This window comes from Rhizorhabdus wittichii (assembly GCF_017607425.1).
Lineage (GTDB): Bacteria > Pseudomonadota > Alphaproteobacteria > Sphingomonadales > Sphingomonadaceae > Rhizorhabdus > Rhizorhabdus wittichii.
Window position 1 is genome coordinate 5356681 of sequence record NZ_CP059319.1, and the last position, 15267, is coordinate 5371947.

The 15267-nt window shown below is 69.3% G+C and carries 11 protein-coding genes; 1 reads left to right on the top strand and 10 read right to left on the bottom strand.

What is annotated here, in order from left to right; all coding sequences use genetic code 11:
- Positions 1 to 74: 74 nt before the first annotated feature.
- Genes HRJ34_RS25480 through HRJ34_RS25495 form a run of 4 tightly spaced genes read right to left on the bottom strand, consistent with a single transcriptional unit; the run spans position 75 to position 5140 of the window.
- Positions 75 to 1253 carry a hypothetical protein gene (locus tag HRJ34_RS25480; protein ID WP_208632818.1) on the bottom strand — a complete coding sequence of 393 codons (1179 nt, stop codon included), beginning with the start codon at positions 1251 to 1253 and terminating at the stop codon, positions 75 to 77.
- Positions 1250 to 1615 carry a cyclic nucleotide-binding domain-containing protein gene (locus HRJ34_RS25485; protein ID WP_016746064.1) on the bottom strand — a complete coding sequence of 122 codons (366 nt, stop codon included), beginning with the start codon at positions 1613 to 1615 and terminating at the stop codon, positions 1250 to 1252. Before HRJ34_RS25485 ends, HRJ34_RS25480 begins: the two co-directional genes overlap by 4 nt.
- A complete protein-coding gene (locus HRJ34_RS25490) occupies positions 1612 to 2739 on the bottom strand; it encodes a histidine kinase (RefSeq protein ID WP_208632819.1) in 1128 nt (375 codons plus the stop codon). The genes HRJ34_RS25485 and HRJ34_RS25490 overlap by 4 nt, the downstream gene beginning before the upstream one ends.
- Positions 2729 to 5140, bottom strand: a complete 2412-nt coding sequence (locus HRJ34_RS25495; RefSeq protein WP_208632820.1) for an MFS transporter — start codon at positions 5138 to 5140, stop codon at positions 2729 to 2731. The genes HRJ34_RS25490 and HRJ34_RS25495 overlap by 11 nt, the downstream gene beginning before the upstream one ends.
- A 235-nt stretch (positions 5141 to 5375) precedes the next feature.
- Here HRJ34_RS25495 and HRJ34_RS25500 point away from each other — a divergent pair, with 235 nt between their 5' ends.
- Positions 5376 to 6983, top strand: coding sequence for a PP2C family protein-serine/threonine phosphatase (locus tag HRJ34_RS25500; RefSeq protein ID WP_011952328.1), 1608 nt, complete (start codon positions 5376 to 5378; stop codon positions 6981 to 6983).
- A gap of 89 nt (positions 6984 to 7072) precedes the next feature.
- On the opposite strand, the gene HRJ34_RS25505 is transcribed toward HRJ34_RS25500, so the two are convergent.
- The 6 genes from HRJ34_RS25505 to HRJ34_RS25530 form a co-directional block, all read right to left on the bottom strand.
- Complete coding sequence (locus tag HRJ34_RS25505; RefSeq protein ID WP_208632821.1) at positions 7073 to 8944, bottom strand: hypothetical protein; 1872 nt, start codon at positions 8942 to 8944, stop codon at positions 7073 to 7075.
- Positions 8945 to 8950: 6 nt separating this feature from the next.
- The gene (locus tag HRJ34_RS25510) at positions 8951 to 10423 is read right to left on the bottom strand and encodes an esterase-like activity of phytase family protein (protein WP_208632822.1); all 1473 of its coding nucleotides are present in this window, start codon (positions 10421 to 10423) and stop codon (positions 8951 to 8953) included.
- Positions 10413 to 12746, bottom strand: a complete 2334-nt coding sequence (locus HRJ34_RS25515) for a TonB-dependent receptor (protein WP_208632823.1) — start codon at positions 12744 to 12746, stop codon at positions 10413 to 10415. Before HRJ34_RS25515 ends, HRJ34_RS25510 begins: the two co-directional genes overlap by 11 nt.
- A 235-nt stretch (positions 12747 to 12981) precedes the next feature.
- Entirely contained in the window at positions 12982 to 13776 is a 795-nt protein-coding gene (locus HRJ34_RS25520) for a hypothetical protein (RefSeq protein ID WP_011952324.1), read from the bottom strand.
- A gap of 12 nt (positions 13777 to 13788) precedes the next feature.
- Positions 13789 to 14487, bottom strand: coding sequence for a TorF family putative porin (locus HRJ34_RS25525; protein ID WP_208632824.1), 699 nt, complete (start codon positions 14485 to 14487; stop codon positions 13789 to 13791).
- A 44-nt stretch (positions 14488 to 14531) separates the two neighbouring features.
- Entirely contained in the window at positions 14532 to 15215 is a 684-nt protein-coding gene (locus HRJ34_RS25530; protein WP_030092050.1) for a GntR family transcriptional regulator, read from the bottom strand.
- Positions 15216 to 15267: the final 52 nt, after the last annotated feature.

Here is a 15267-nt window from a genome sequence, read left to right on the forward strand (position 1 = left end):
GCCCGTCTCGAAGGAGCTTCGAGATGCCATTTCGCCTTCGCTCAATGGCTCCTCAGGATGAGCGGAATAGATCTCTAGACCGGCCTCACCGCGGCGACGATGCCGCTCTCTGCGAACAGGATCGCGAGGTCGGCGGCCAGCGCCTCCGCCGACAAGCCCGGATTGAGCCTGCGATAGGCATCGATCGCGGCGGCGTCGGCCGCGAGCGCGAAGGCGCCGTCGGTCGCGCCGGTCGCGATCACCCGCCAGTCGATGCCGAACGCCTGCGCGGCCAGCTCCAGCCGGTCGCGGAAGGCGGAGGCTGGCCCGGCCGCGACATGGTCGCGCGCGGCGATCGCGGCGGCGAGCGCCTCGGCAGGCTCGCCGTCCGCCACGCCCAGCGCGATCGCCCAGCCGCCGTCGGGGCAGGGCAGGGCGACGTGCACGGCGCCGGCCGGGGCCTCGGGCAGGGGGCGGATCGACAGCGCGACCCCGCCTTCGGTCCGTTCGATGCCAGGCAGGTGGCGCTCCCTCAGCGCCGCGATGCCGTCCATCAGGCCGCCGCCGGGGCGCTGGGCGAGGCGTTCGAGCTCGCTCGCCACGCTCTTGTCGAGCAGGCCGATCGCGTCGGCCAGGTCGCGGACCTCGCGGATGCCGAGCGCCCGGTCATCGTCCGCGCCGGCCCGCGTCTCGATGATCGCGCGGGTGCGGTTGAAGGCGCGCCCGACCCGGCGCGCGACGATCAGGCCGAGCAGCACCGCGAGCGCCGCCGATCCCGCGATCAGCGCCGCCGACAGCCGCTTGAGATGGAAGGCGCGACGCGCGAGCGGTTCGGCGCTGATCTCCGCGACCACCATCGCGCCATGCCCGTCGGGGGCGATCGCGGTGACGAGCGGATCGCCCTCCGCATCGACCCAGTCGCGCACCACATGCGCCCTGGCCGGCAGGACCAGCCCCTTCCGCGCGACGGCGGGGGTATCGAGCAGGTTCAGGAGCGGGCCGCCCGGCCGCACGAGATAGAGCGAGACGAGCCCCGGTATCTTGTGCGCCGCGTCGCGCAGCGCCGCCCGCCGGCCGGTTTCGCCCAGCTCGGCGAAGGGATCGTCGGCCTGCCGCGCGAACTCGGCCACCGTCACGGCGGCGGCGAGCGCTTCGCCGCGCAGGCCCGCCTCCATGTGACTCGTCTCCTGCCGATAGAGCAGGGCACTGTTGATCCCGGCGAGGAACAGGAACAGCGGCAGCGCGAGCAGGATGATGACGGTGCGGACGCTCATCGCGGCATCCCGTTGCGATGCATCAGCGACACGACGAATTCGGGGAATTCGCGGGCGATGGTGAAGACGTGCGGCTTGGCGACGGCGAGCAGCGTCGCGCCCGCCGGGCCGGCGAGGCCGTCGCGGGGCGCGGCGAGGCCGAACAGCAGGCCGGGCGCGTCATAGACCGGCGGGAGCGCGCTTCCGTCCGGCCCGGCCAGTCCACCCTCGATGCAGGCGAACAGCGTTTCGGCGACGCCGCCGGCCGCCAGCACGACCTGGCCGGGCGCTACCGTGCGAAGCGGCGCGCGCGCGACGATCCTTGCCAGGACCTCGTCGTCGAGCGCCTCGAAGCCGGGCAGGGCGCGCAGCCGCTCGATCATGCCCCGGCTCCGATCGGCAGCTCGCGGCCGTCGTCGAGCCGGACGGCGGCGCGCTCGCCGGGCGCCAGCGCGAGCGGAGGGCCCTCCGCCTCGATCCGCGCGGCGAGCGCCGGATCGGTGGCGACCCGGTCGGCCAGTCGCGCCGCTGCCGCCCGGCGCAGCGGCAGGCCGTCGTCAGCGACCGCGCCGGTGAAGGCCAGGCGGTCGGATGCTTGCCCCCGCCGCGCCAGCGCAGCCTCGGTTTCGGCGATGCCCGCCGCGCGGATCGCGACGGCACGGCGGTCGCGGGCGTCGGCGAGCTTGCCGGTGGTTTCGGCGGTGCTGGCGGCGAGCGCCGCCTGCAGCTGGGCGATGTCGCGCGGCGCGGGGAAGCGGTCGAGCGGGCGGTGATCGCCGCCGGCGATGCGCAGCGCCTCGCGCCGCAGCCGGTCGAGCGGCTCGGCGATGCGGCGCACGGTGAGGAGGGTGACGAACGCGCAGCCGAGCAGCGAGGCGAGGCCGATCACGACGCTGACGAACAGCGCGTTCTGGGTCGCGACGCGGATCAGCGAGACGTTGACGTCGGCGCCGGCGGTGGCGACGATCCTGCCCCGCTGATCGCGGACCGGCGCGGCGGCGGTCTTGAGCAGCCCCCATTGCTGCTGGAATTCGATCGGCGAGAGGTGGACGGTCCCCTGCGCCGTCGCGCGGCGGATGCCGGCCAGCGTCTCGGCCGGCAGGTCGTCCTCCGCGCCGATCGGCGAATGGTCCTCGCCCACCGTCGCGTCGAGCACGTAGATCACGTCCTGCGATCCGCCCAGCACCTGGGTGTAGAGATAGGTGATGTCGAGCTCGTGCAGGATGCGCCGCATCGGCAGCACGGCGTGGAGATATTCGGCGCTGTGCTCGGCCGCGTCGCTGTCGGGCTTGGCGCGGGCGATGGCGATCAGCGCGTCATGGTCGCGCGCGTCGAGCAGCGCCCCGGTCAGCGCACTGGTCGCGATCAGCTTGCGGTCGAAGCCGTCGACGATCGAGGTGTAGATCCGGTCATAGGCGAGCAGCCCCAGTCCGATCGCGACGACCGCGACGGCGGGCAGGAAGACGCGCAGCAGCAGCGTCCGGATCGGCAGGCCGCTACGCCGCATAGGCGCGATCGTCCGAGGCGCGGTACATCGCCAGCGCCAGATCGACATTCCGGGCGGCGAGGTCGAGCGTATAGGCGTTGGACAGCCACATCGTCACGCCGTCGACGTCGACCCGGCGGACGTCCTTCTCCGGCGGCGCGTCACGCAGCTTGATCGCCAGCCGCGCCTGCACGTCGATCGACGCGGCGGCGAAATCGGGGAAGGCGGCGATCGCGTCGATCTTGTCGACCATGGTGCGCGGCCCCGCGCCGGGCAGGGCGAGCAGCGTCGCCAGGTCGGCGCGTTCGAGCAGGTAGAGGTCGGGGCGGAGCGCCCTGCGCAGTCGGGGGCCAAGCTCTTCGGCCGGCACCAGGTCGCGGATCGACTGCGCGGCGGTGACCAGTTCGAGCGGGTCGGGCGAGGCCAGCCGCTCCTCGAGCATCGCGAGCAGCCGCGCACCGCCGGCCGGCGACCCCGCCGCGCGCTCGTCGAGCAGCCCCTTCAGCAGCAGGAAGGTGGCGTGGTCGACGCCGTTCTCGATCGTCTCGATCGCATTGCCGCGAACCTTCGGATTCTTCGAATGGAGCGTGACGATCAGCAGGTCGAAGTCGGGCAGCCGGCCGCCGAGCGCGAGCAGCTCGATCACGAAGTCGGTGCCCTTGCCGATCAGCTGCCGCTGGAGCCGGGCGAGCAGGCGGGTGGCGCGGGTCGGCTCGGGCATCGCCTCCAGCGCCTCGGCCAGCACGAAGCGCGGCTCGGCGCGCTCCAGCTCGGCCCGGACCAGTGCGTCGAGCTGCGACGAGAAGAGCGGATAGGAGAGCTGGGCGAGCGCGCGCGCCGCCATGGCCCGGCCGCGATAGCGGAAGGTCGGGTCCGGGACCGCCGAGACCAGGCGGGGGATGGCGGTGTCGCCCCAGCCGATGATCATCGTCTCGATATCGTGGCGGTCGGCCGGGGAGAGCCAGGAGGCGCGGTCGAGGATGCGGGGCAGTGCTTCGAGGTCGCGGCCCGCGGCGAGCCGGGTGATCGCCTCCGCCCGGACGGCGGGGTCGCGCGAGCGCAAATGTTCGAGCAGCGCGTCGGTATCGGCGCCGCCGGTGTCGGCGGCGGGCGCCACCCCGCGCCCCTTGCCGACGTCGAGCAGCATCGACCGCATGTTGCGCGCCATCGCCGCGGGATAGAGCTGGCGCAGCATGATCACGACCAGCAGCAGGACGAGGCCGAGGATGACGCCGAGCCCCGACAGGTCGCGGATGTCGGTGCGATCGGCGAAGACCAGCAGGAAGCCGCCGGCGATGAAGCTGGCCAGCGGCTCGGCCAGCCCCTCGACGATGGTGCGGACGGGGCGCTTGGTCTCGGCCGGGACGGCGTTGAACAGCAGGTTCTGGTTGTTGTACTCGATCGAGGTGAGGACGCCGTGATAGGCGAAGAAGGCGGCCAGCGCCCCTTCGAACGAGCCGGTCACGAACAGGAAGCCGAACGCCGCGAAATAGGACAGCGGCATGATCAGCGCGACGTTGCGCACCCCGATCCGTCCGACCAGCCGGTTGAAGACGAACAGGCAGACGATGACGTTGAAGATGTTCGCCGCCGCGTAGAGGGTGCCGAGCAGGCTGGCGAGCTCGGCCTCGCTGCGGCCCTGTTCGAACATGGCCGAATATTGGAATTCGGCGAGGTTGGTCATCAGCAGGGTGACGAACAGGATCAGCGTCAGCACCAGCGTGTAGCGCGAGCTGCGGAAGGTGTCGGCGACCTGGCGCACCTGCCGCCCGACGCCTTCCTCGGCCGCCTCGACCTCGCTGTCGGCGATCCGCGTCCAGCGGCGGCGCAGCCCGAGCGCGACCGGGAAGGTGACGGCGGCGATGCCCGCCCAGATCAGGAAGAAGCCGCGCAGCGACACCGTGCCGGCGAGCTGGCTGACGATCAGGCCGCCGCAGGTCATGCCCAGCGCGGTCGCGGCGGCGAGCAGCGGGAACAGCCGCTTGCCGTCCTGGATGGCGAAATAGCCGTCGGTATAGTTCCAGAACTGGGTGTAGAGCGCGATGTACCACATCGCGAGATAGAGCTTCAGCCCGATATAGACGGGAAGCTGCCAGTGCGGCGGCAGGTCGAGCCCGAGCACGGCGTAGGATAGCAGCCCGCCGACGACGAGCAGCGCGATCGTCGCGTCGATCACCCGGTCGATCGAGAAGCGGACCATCAGGTAGGAGAAGGCCGCCGTGTAGACCAGCATGATCGCCGGCGTCATCATGAAGATCAGCGCCAGCCGGTCGGCCCCTGCATGCGCCAGGAAGGCGGCGTCGCCGGCGCTGAAGCCGATGCCGAGCCCCATTTGCAGGAGGAAGCCGAGCAGCCCGAACTGGGCGAGCTTCGGCCATTCGCCGGGGACGACGCGCAGCAGCCGGTTGACGAAGCCCCCCAAAGTTCCCCCTTCATGCCGTTGGGGCTACCGCTGGCGCCCCGCCGGTGCGATAGAGCCTGATCGTCTGAGGTGGAAGCGCTTTGCGCTTCCGCCGATGGCATGAATCAGGCTCTCTTCAAAATGTTGAGACCTTGATTCACGTTTCAGGCTGATTCAGCCTGAAACGATCAAGGTCTGGTCGAGCGTGGGCAACAGCTTCGGGGGGATTGCAGGTGGATGCAAGGGGCAAGATCGCGTGACCGAGATCGAGCGCCGTCGCCGCTTCGGCCTGCGGCCGCAATTGCTGCTGCTGCTGTTCGTGCTCAACCTCGTCGCCGCGGTCGCCTATTCGACGATGCTCTATTCGATCGACCGGCGGGAGATCATCAGCGGCATAGACGACCGGCTGATGACCGCGGTGCATGCGGCGCGCGAGATCATCCCGCAGGGCTATCACCGCCGCATCCAGGGCCCCGATTCGATCCCGACCGCCGAGTTCGACCGGCTCCAGGCGCGGCTGTCGCGCTTCTCCAACCGCTCGAACCTCGTCTATGTCTACAGCTATATGCGGTTCGGGCCGCACATCTACACGGTGGCGACCAGCGCGACCCAGCGGGAGATCCGCGAGGGCACCGAGACCGGCTTCTTCACCCGCTACGACACCGCCCCCGACAAGCTCTACCGCAGCTTCCAGGACGGCCGCATCCGCTTCGACGAATATGAGGACAGCTTCGGCCGCTTCCGGTCGATCTACATGCCGGTGCGATCGCCCGACGGGCGCATCCACGTCATCGGCGCCGACATCGCGCTCGATTCGCTCGACCAGCGGCTGGCCGGCGCGCTGCGAACCTCGATCCTGGTCGGCTTCGCGACCTTCGTCCTGTCGATGGTGGTCGGGTCGCTGCTGATCACCCGGATCACCGGGCCGCTCGAACGGCTGACCTCCTACACCCGCAATATCGAGGAGCGCAGCTTCCAGTCGAACGAGGAGGAGATGCGCGCGATGCAGGCGATCAGCGGCTCGCGCGCCGACGAGGTGGGCAGCCTGGCCGAGGCGATGTCGGGGATGATCTCCCGCCTGCAACGCTACCTGATCGAGATCCAGGCGGCGACGGCGGCGCGCGAGCGGGTCGAGGGCGAGCTGTCGGCCGCGCGCGACATCCAGATCGGCATGGTCCCGCGCCGCTTCCCGCCCTTCCCCGAGCGCGACGACATCGACATCTACGCGCTGCTCGAACCGGCCAAGGAGGTCGGCGGCGATCTCTACAACTATGTGATGATCGACGAGAACCGGCTGTTCTTCGTGATCGGCGACGTGTCGGGCAAGGGCGTGCCAGCGGCCTTGTTCATGGCGATGACCAGCACCCTGTTCAAGGCGAACGCGCTGTCGGCCGTGTCGACCGCCGACCTGATGGCGCGGGTCAATGCCGAACTGGCGCGCGACAATGCGGCGAACCTGTTCGTCACCGCCTTCGCCGGGATCATCGACCTGCGCGACGGCACCGTCGCCTATAGCGACGCGGGCCATGAGGCGCCCTACCTGCTCCGCGCCGATGGCCGCGTGACCCGGCTCGACAAGCCCGAGGGCATGGCGCTCGGCGTGTTCGACGACGTCGCGTTCGACGGCGCGGTCGTGCGGCTCGACAAGGGCGATGCGCTGGTGCTGTTCACCGACGGCGTGTCGGAGGCGACCCGCGCCGACGAGGCGCAGTTCACCGTCGAGGGCATCGTCGAGACGCTCGCGGCCCTGCCCGCCGACCGCACCGCCCGCTCGATCGCCACCAGCCTCGCCGACCGGGTCGGCGCCTTCGTCGGCACCGCGCCGCAGTTCGACGACATCGCGATCCTGGTGGTCAGGCGCTAGAGCGATTGCCAGGCGGATGGAAACATCTGCCGTCTCGGAAATCGCGGTAAAACAATAGGCTGGAGCGGATCAGGCAAAGGGCCTGATGGTCACAACCGCTCCATGCGGAGCCAGCGCGGATCGCCCAGCCAGGCTTTCGACCAGGCCTTTCGCGCCGCCGCGGCCTCGAGCTTGCGGCCCTGTGCCGCTTCGCTGCGGGCGAGGCCGTAGAGCGCCCAGCCATTGTTCGGGGTCTGGGCGAGCGCGGCGCGGAAGGCATCGCTCGCGGCATCGTGCCGGCCCGCCAGGAACAGTGCCGCGCCCAGCGACTGCCGCACCGGATAATACCAGTAGGCGGGCTCCTGATAGGGAATGGTCGCCTCGATCGCGGCGGCCTGGTGATAGAAGTCGATCGCCTCGTCATAGGCGCCGCTCGCAGTGGCGAAGCGCCCGCGCGCGACCAGTTCGGCCAGCCGCACCAGATCGGGCGCGGGGACCCCCTGGTCGACCATCGCCTTCATTCCGTCCGACGTTCCGAGCCGGGCCATCGCCGCGATCTCGCGGTCGAAGCCGGCCTTGTCGCGGCGCTGGGCATAGGCGATGCCGCGCGCATAATGGCGCATCGCCGCCGGATAGGACAGGCGCGGATCGGGGGCGGGCAAAGCGAGGATCGCCGCCGGCTCGGCGAACTGCGCCATGGCGAAATAGGGCGCGGCGTCGATCGCCTGTATCCAGGCCATCCGCGCCGAGGTTTCCGGATCGAGCACGGTCCTGAGCCGCCGCGCCTCGCGGATCGCCGTCGGCATGTCCCCGGCCATCTGCGCGCTGGTCACGATGAAATGGATGTTGTGCGGATAATAGCCGTAGCGGACCATGCCGTGATCGCCGGCGCTGCGGATGAACGCCTCGTCGGCGCGCGCGGCGGCGACGTTGACCCGGATCGAATCCGCGTGGCGGCCGCGCAACTGGTAGATATGGCCCGGCATGTGGACGAGATGCGCGGCGCTGGGGAGGAGGGGCGCCGCCAGCCGGTCCGCCGCGGCCTCGGCCCGCTCGGGATCGCTGGCCTCCAGCAGGTGGATGTAGAGATGGGCCGCCTGGGCCTGCGACGGGTTGCGCCGGAGGACGGCCTCGATCAGCCGGACGGCGTCGCCGCTGCGGCCGACCGGCGTCTTCCTGTCGGCCTCCCAGTAGTTCCATGGGGTGGTGTCCATCGCGGCTTCGGCGGCGAGCACCGCGACGTCGTCGTCGGCCGGGAAGCGCCGCGCGGCATCGAGCATCGCGTCGGCATAGGCGGCGTCGAGCGCGGCGCGGTCCGCCTGGGGATCGCGCGCATAGCGCCGGGCGATCGCCTCGATCAGCGCCTGTTCCATCGGCGATGCGCCGCCGCGCAGCGCCATCGCCCGGTCCATCGCGCGGAGGGCCGCGTCGCGATCGCGCTCATCCATCGGGGCGTTGATGTTGGGGCCGAGCGCCATCGCCTCGCCCCACCAGCACATCGCGCAGTCGGGATCGAGGCGCTGCGCTTCGCGGAAGGAGCGGACCGCGCCGGCATGGTTGAAGCCGTAGCTGAGCAACAGGCCCTGGCTGAAATAGCGCCGGGCCTGGGGATCGCGCGTCGAGACCGGGAAGGGCGAGGCGGCGAGGTCGGGGTAGAGCGGGATCGGCAGCGCTTCGCTGGCCGGCGCGGCGACCGTGGCGGCGATCAGCAGCGCCCGGGCCAGCGGCGCGCCCGTCCGCCCTCCGCCGCAGAGCGAGGCGGCGATCCGGCTGGGATCGAGCGCGTCGAGCGATGCGGCCGAGAAGACCGGCGGAGGCATGAAGCTGGCGAGCGAGAAGCCGACACCGGCGAGCGCGGCGGCTTTGAGAAGATGGGGCACCGCCGTTCTCCTTTCCCCAAAGGCGAACAAAGACAATCCGGCGAGGCTATCATGGAAATCGATCGCCCCCAAGCGCGGGGGGCGGTCCGCCATCCTGGCCATGGCCGGCTACCGCAACGGTGTCGGCAGGCTTATCCGATAGACGAGTATCCGGCTGTCATTGTCGAAAGCCGCGTCGCAGGACTGGCCGGACATCCGGCAGCGGCGCGCGATGAAGTCGTTGTCGTTGCCGACGAACAGGAAATAGTCGGCCGGATGATCCGGCTCCAGCACGGGCGCGAGATCCATCGCTTCCCATTTTTCGGACAGCGCTTCGACGTCGAGTCCGAAGTGCGCGAGCTGTACGGGATTGAGCATGTTCACTAGTTCGGCCCAGTTGGCCGGGACGATGTCCGGCCGCAGCGCCGTGCCCGCCTTGTCCCGCAGCAGGGACGCGGTGCCGGTCTCATAGTCCGTGCCGGCGAGGTTGGTCGCGCCGGCGACGTCGACCAGCAGGACGCTCTTGTAGACGATGGGCGCCCCACCGGCCGCGCCACGACCCGCGCCATCGCGGGCGAGCATCAGGAAGCTGTGGTCGTCGAGCGCGCGGATCTCGCTCTGCGCGGCGGTGCGATCGGGTGCTCCGCCGTTGCCGGCCGCGCTATAGGCCGGAAGCTGCATCACATGATGCGCGACGGGCCGCGCCGGCGTCGGCGTGCGGCTCACATCGTAGACCAGCACGCGTATGTCGGTGCGGCCGGCCGCGTTGCCGGCGGCGCTGTCCTGCATCAGCGCGCTCTGCAAGGCCACGAACAAGGTGCGGCCATCGGGCGACAGCGACATGCCTTCCGGCCCCTGGTTGTTGCGCCGGCCGGTATCGGGCGTTCGCAGCGAACCGAAGGCGGGCCGCCCGTCGCGGCGGGGAGCGATCGCCGCCGGTGGTCGTATCACGCCGCGCAAACGGCCGCGCCGGTCGAAATGGTAGATGTTGGCCGTATATTCGTCGCCGACGTAGAAACCGCCGTCGCGCCTGAACTGCAACGCCTCGGCGTCGAGCGACACCTTGCCGCCGCCGATGCCGCCGGCCGGGGCGGGCAGCAGCATGCCGCGTTCCGTCAGCGTGCCCGTGTCCGGATCGGCGCCGGTGAACGGCCTGCCGCGAAAGTCGCGCAGCTTGAGGCCGCCGTCAGGAATGAGATCGAGCCGGCCGTTGCCCGGTGTGAAGCGGATGCGCAGGCGTTCCAGCCGCGCCGGATAGTCGAAGAACAGCTTCGCCGCGGGATCGTTGCGGCCCCGGTCCGGCAGCGTCCAGAGGATGGCTTCATAATGGTCGCCGACGCTCTTCCAGCTACCGGGCTGGATTTGCAGCGAGGAGAAGGAACCGAGCGTGTCGCCGAGGAAATCGACGGTGCCCGCCGGTAGCCGGCCGGTGCCGACCAGCCCGTGGTCGACGAAGGTCCGCCCGCGCAGCGAGACGCTGCGCGGGCCGATGGTCCGATCGAGATGCGGCCGGGTGATGGGCTCCTCCCCGCCCGCCAGGGCGGGGAGGGCGGGGAGGAGCCACGCCAGGATCAGCGCGGCGCGCAGGCGCTTAGAAGTCAAAGCCGATCGTGCCGAAGACCTGCCGCGGCGCCGACGAGTGGAACACCAGGATGGTGCCCGCCGCGTCATCCGGCGCGAACACGCTGCTGTCGAAGTTCGACGCGTAGCGCTTGTTGGTCAGGTTGGTGACGTTCAGCGACAGCTTCGCGCCCTTCAGCGGGCCGACGTCGCCAAAGCTGTAGCCAAGGCCGAGGTCAACGGTGACATAGCCGCCGAAGCTCTGGTCGTTGGTGTAGGTATAATAGCGGCGGCCGGTATATTTGCCCTGCACCGAGGCGGAGAAGCCGGCATATTTGAGGCTCAGCGTGCTCGCGGCCATCTTCTTCGGCGTGTCGACCTGCTGCTTGCCGGCCGTGGCCTTGAGCACGCAGGTGGCCGTGCAGAAGTTGAGGTCGTCGTCATAGGTGGACTTGTTGTACGAGGCCGAGTTGTACCAGCTCAGCCACGGCAGCGGGTTCCACAGCACCCCGAGTTCCACGCCCCTGCTCGTGACGCTGCCGGCGTTGTGGAAGGAATTGCCGCAGCCCGGGTTCTGCTGCTGGTTGGTCGGGCAGGGATTGTACTGCAGCAGGCGGTTGTCGAACTTCACCCAATAGGCGGCCAGCGAAACCTGCAGCGGGCCGCTCACATAGCGATAGCCGCCGTCGAAGCTCTTCGAGGTCTCGGGCTTCAGCGTCTTGCCCTGCAGGTCCCAGACCGCCTGCGACACCGACTGCGGGCCGAGCTTGAAGCCGCCCTGGTACATCGCCATGTTCTCGGAATAGCTGGCATAGACCTCGTGCTCGGGCGCGATCTTCCAGCGCAGGCCGGCCTGCGGCAGGAAATAGTCCTTGGCCACCAGCGTGCCGGTCGCGAACTGGCTGGAGGTCGGCGGCGGCGTCGCGGCGATGCCGTCGATCGCCCGGGCATCCGACTTCGAATAGGTGCCCTTGAAGCCGAATTCGACGCTCAGCGCGTCGTCGAATAGCGCGACCGTGTCCTGAAGGTAGAATTGCCGCGTCTTCCACTTGGTCTCCTGGACCCACTGGGCGGTGGACGGCTGGCCCTTCAGGAACTTCGCCAGGCTGAACGGCCCGGTGACGTCGGTTCGGATGTAGCGAGCGGCGCTGCTGGTGTTCTCCTCCAGCCAGAAGCCTGCCTGGAACTGGTTGAAGCCGACGGTCCAGCTCAGGCTTCCGAGCCCGCCCGTGCGATCGATCGTGTAGCGCGTGTCGCGGATCTGGACCGGAAGATCGTCGGCGGTGGACGCCGTGCCCTGGTTCGACAGGCCGGTGATGAAATTGTTGCCCGCGCCCTTGTCCTCGTGGTGATAGCCCTGAACGTGCAGCTCGATGGACTCGGTGAGGTCGAAATCCCCGGCGAGGTAGAACAGGTCGTCGTTGCGCAGGATCTGGCCGTTGGTGAAGGTGACGTCGGCGTTCTTCTGCGGTGCCGGCGCGGCGGCGCAGGCGACCGACGGGACCTTCACGGAACAAGCGGCGACGCCGATGTAGGACTGCCAGTCCGGCGCATAGCCGGCCCAATCCCAGCCCAGGCGGCCGAGCATGTCCTTCGACAGATAGGTGTCGTCGGCCTGGTTGGTGCGCGAAAGATCGACGAAGGCGGTGATCTTGCCGCCTTCGAATTCGTACTGCGCCTTGCCGTTGAACTGCTTGCCGGTGGACTTCTTGTAGGCACCCTGGTTCACGAACAGATCCTGTTCGCTGTACTGCCCGGAGAGATAGGCCGAGAAGCCGCCATGCTCGCCGGTGTCGAGGCGCGCGAAGACGCGCTTGCTGCTCTCGCTGCCGATGGTGCCGTTGACCTTGAGGCCCAGCTCCTTGCCCGGGTCGCTGCTGAAATAGGTCAACGCGCCGCCGAGGTTGCTGGTCGAGGGGATGCCGAGGCCGGCGATGCCCGTCGCGAGATCGGCGCGACCGAGATTCTCCGAGATCAGCGCGCGGCTGATGGTGAGGCCGTTATAGTTGTTGTAGGCGCCGTCGCCGAGCGGCATCCCGTCGAGCGTGTAGCCGAGGTGCGTGGTGTTGAAGCCGCGCACCTGGAGGGACAGCGACTGTTCGTTGACGCCCAGCGCGTCGATCGACTGCGCGCTGACGCCCGGCAGGAAGTTCAACGCCTTCTGCACGCTGGTACCGGGCGGCAGCACGTCGAGGTTCGACGGTACGAGGGTCGAGACCGAGCGGGTCTCGCCGCGGCCGATGACGATGATGCCTTCAAGGTCGCCGCTGTCCGCCTCCGCGGGCGGCACATCCGCCGCCTTCGCTTGTGCGGAAAACGTGAAGCAGGTGGCAAGCGCCAGCGCGAAAGCGGATTTTCTCAACATTTAGGGCCCCTTGTCGAAGAGGCGTCGCAAGGATTTTTCCGCGGCGCCGCATGTGATCTGGAACGGGCCTATTCCACGCGTTGGTGACGTTTTCGCTACACGGGGCAATGATCCGGCAACATAGGGCAATATTGGCTGCGGCGGCGCGAGGAAGGGTCTGTCGTTGCCGCGCGACCTCACCACCATTCCCGACATCGGCGCGCCTTGCCGGGGCAAGGCGGCGCGTCGGTTTCGCTCAGGCGGCGGGCGGGCCGAGCTCCAGCCGGGGCCGCTGCACCCCGTGCATCTTGCGCAGGTAGAGGCGGATATTGGCGATCGCCCGTTCGATGTCGGAGGCGGGCGTCGGCGGCATGCCGGTGGCTCGTGCCATGTGCGGGCACTGCTCCACCTCCCATGGCATGAAGTTGAAGTCCTCGCCGGCCTCCAGCATCCAGAGGATCGGATAGGGCCGGCCGAACATCACCCCTTTCAGCTCCTCCGCCCCGATCAGGTGGAGAGCGACCTGATCGGCATTGCCGGCGGTCAGCACCAGGTCGGCGACGTCGAGCGACAGGGTGAGGCAGGCGGGCCGCGCGAATTTGGTGACGCGGAAGCCGAGGTCGAGGTCGGGCCCGATGAAGTCGATCGCGCGGACGCTCTCGCCGCCCGACAGCTCGGGAATCTCCAGCTCGATGTTCGGCCCCGCGAAGTCGGCGAGCCAGGCGGTTCCCTTCAGCCGGAGCGGCAGGTCCTCCAGATAGCGCTCTTCATAAGCGTTCATCGTCCGCAGCAGCGCGAGCAGCAGGTTGACCAGCTCCTCCGCGCTGGTCGGGGTGGCGACGAAGATCACCTCGTCGCCCATCACCTTCCACACCTCGACAGATGGCGTCTCCCCTTCCTCCAGGAAGGCGAAGCCGACCTGCCCGGCGAGCATCAGCGGGAAGTTGGTGAAGAAGGTCCGGAAGGTGTCGAGCCAGCTTCCGCCGTCGGTGAAGCGGGCCTTGAACTGGGTCGATCCGGCCATGTCGACCGAGAGGAAGAGCCGTACCATCGCCGCAGGTCCCTAGAAACTGGCCTTGGCCGACAGGACGACGCCGGCGCGGGCGTTCTTGCCGGCTTCGAGCGCGCCCTTGTAATTGCTGTCGACATAGGTGGCCGACAGGTCGAGCGCGTCGAGCTTGTAGGTCAGGCCCGCCGACCAGTCCCACTTATGGTCGTAGCTGCCATTCTCGCGGCCGACGCTGAACGACACGGTCAGCGGCAGCTGCCCCAGCGCCACGTCGCTGCCGAGCGCGACGTAGAGATTGTCGCGATCGGTGTTCCACTGGTTGGGCGTGTAGGCGAGCGTCAGGGTCGAGGTGACCGGCCCGATCGTCCGCGCGATCGTCCCCTGCAGCTCGTAATAATCGGTGTTCACCCCACCCGGATAGACATAGGTGTAGAGCGTCGCCGAATAGTCGAACCCCGCGACCGAGCCGCCATAGCCGCCATAGAGGTCGATCTCCAGGTTCGAGGTGCCGTAGTCGGAGACATTGGTCCACCAGGTGCCGAGGAACCAGCCCGATCGGGTGGTCAGGTCCGCGCCCACCTGCACGGCGGGATGGCGCGTCGTGTAGCTGATCCCGCGGAAGCGATAGTCGGAGACGAGCGCGGCATTATAGGCGATCGATACCGCCGGCGTCTCGGCCCCGTCCTGCGCCCGGGCCACCGAAGGCAGCAGCAGCGCGCCCGCCAGCAAGATGTTGATGATGTGCCCCCGCATGGCCCGATCATGACTGTCCCGGCGCCGGCCGTAAACAGGCTTTATTACGGATGGGCGGTCGTCAGTTCGCGGATCACGGCGCGGACATTGTCGACATGTCCGGTCGCGGCGCGCTCGGCGGCGTCGGCGTCTCGCGCGGCGATCGCGCGGGCGATCGCCTGATAGTCGGCCAGCCGGATGCCGCGCAGCCGGGGCGACGGATATTGCGCGTGGATGATGTGGATGCCGATCGCCGGGAACAGCCGCTGCGCCTCGCGATTGCCGCCGATCAGCAGCAGCGCGCGATAGAAGCCGCGCCGCGCCCGGCTGAACGCCGCCGCCTCGCCGCCCGGCGCTGCCTCGACCAGCTCGTCGAGCGCCGTCGAGAGCAGCGCGCCATGCTCGTCGCGGAACCCCTTCGCGGCGGCGCGCGCGACGAGCCGGGTCATCGCCTCGGCGACGTCGAGCACCTCGAAGGTCTCGGCGAGGTCGAGCCGCCGGATCGCGGGCGATCGGTTGGGGCTGAGGTCGACCACCCCGCGCACCGCCAGATGCTGCATCGCCTCGCGCACCGCGTTGCGGCCGACCTCGAACCGGGCGGCGAGGTCGGTCTCGATCAGCCGCTGGCCGGGCACCATCCGCCCGCTTTCGAGGTCCTGGAGGATGCCGAGATAGACCCGCCGCGCCGCGCCGGCGGGCTCGGGTCCAGGCCAGTGGAGGGCGGGCGATGATCCGGCATCGGTCGTCATGGCATTGATTGTTCCACAATCTTGTTCCATAGTCGAGAGACAATCGCATGGA

What these genes read in the sequence shown, in the direction of transcription:
- HRJ34_RS25530 (WP_030092050.1), bottom strand. Translation starts at nt 15,215, where the DNA reads ATGACGACCGATGCCGGATCATCGCCCGCCCTCCACTGGCCTGGACCC.
- HRJ34_RS25490 (WP_208632819.1), bottom strand. Translation starts at nt 2,739, where the DNA reads ATGCGGCGTAGCGGCCTGCCGATCCGGACGCTGCTGCTGCGCGTCTTC.
- HRJ34_RS25505 (WP_208632821.1), bottom strand. Translation starts at nt 8,944, where the DNA reads ATGGCCAGGATGGCGGACCGCCCCCCGCGCTTGGGGGCGATCGATTTC.
- HRJ34_RS25485 (WP_016746064.1), bottom strand. Translation starts at nt 1,615, where the DNA reads ATGATCGAGCGGCTGCGCGCCCTGCCCGGCTTCGAGGCGCTCGACGAC.
- HRJ34_RS25480 (WP_208632818.1), bottom strand. Translation starts at nt 1,253, where the DNA reads ATGAGCGTCCGCACCGTCATCATCCTGCTCGCGCTGCCGCTGTTCCTG.
- HRJ34_RS25520 (WP_011952324.1), bottom strand. Translation starts at nt 13,776, where the DNA reads ATGGTACGGCTCTTCCTCTCGGTCGACATGGCCGGATCGACCCAGTTC.
- HRJ34_RS25525 (WP_208632824.1), bottom strand. Translation starts at nt 14,487, where the DNA reads ATGCGGGGGCACATCATCAACATCTTGCTGGCGGGCGCGCTGCTGCTG.
- HRJ34_RS25515 (WP_208632823.1), bottom strand. Translation starts at nt 12,746, where the DNA reads ATGTTGAGAAAATCCGCTTTCGCGCTGGCGCTTGCCACCTGCTTCACG.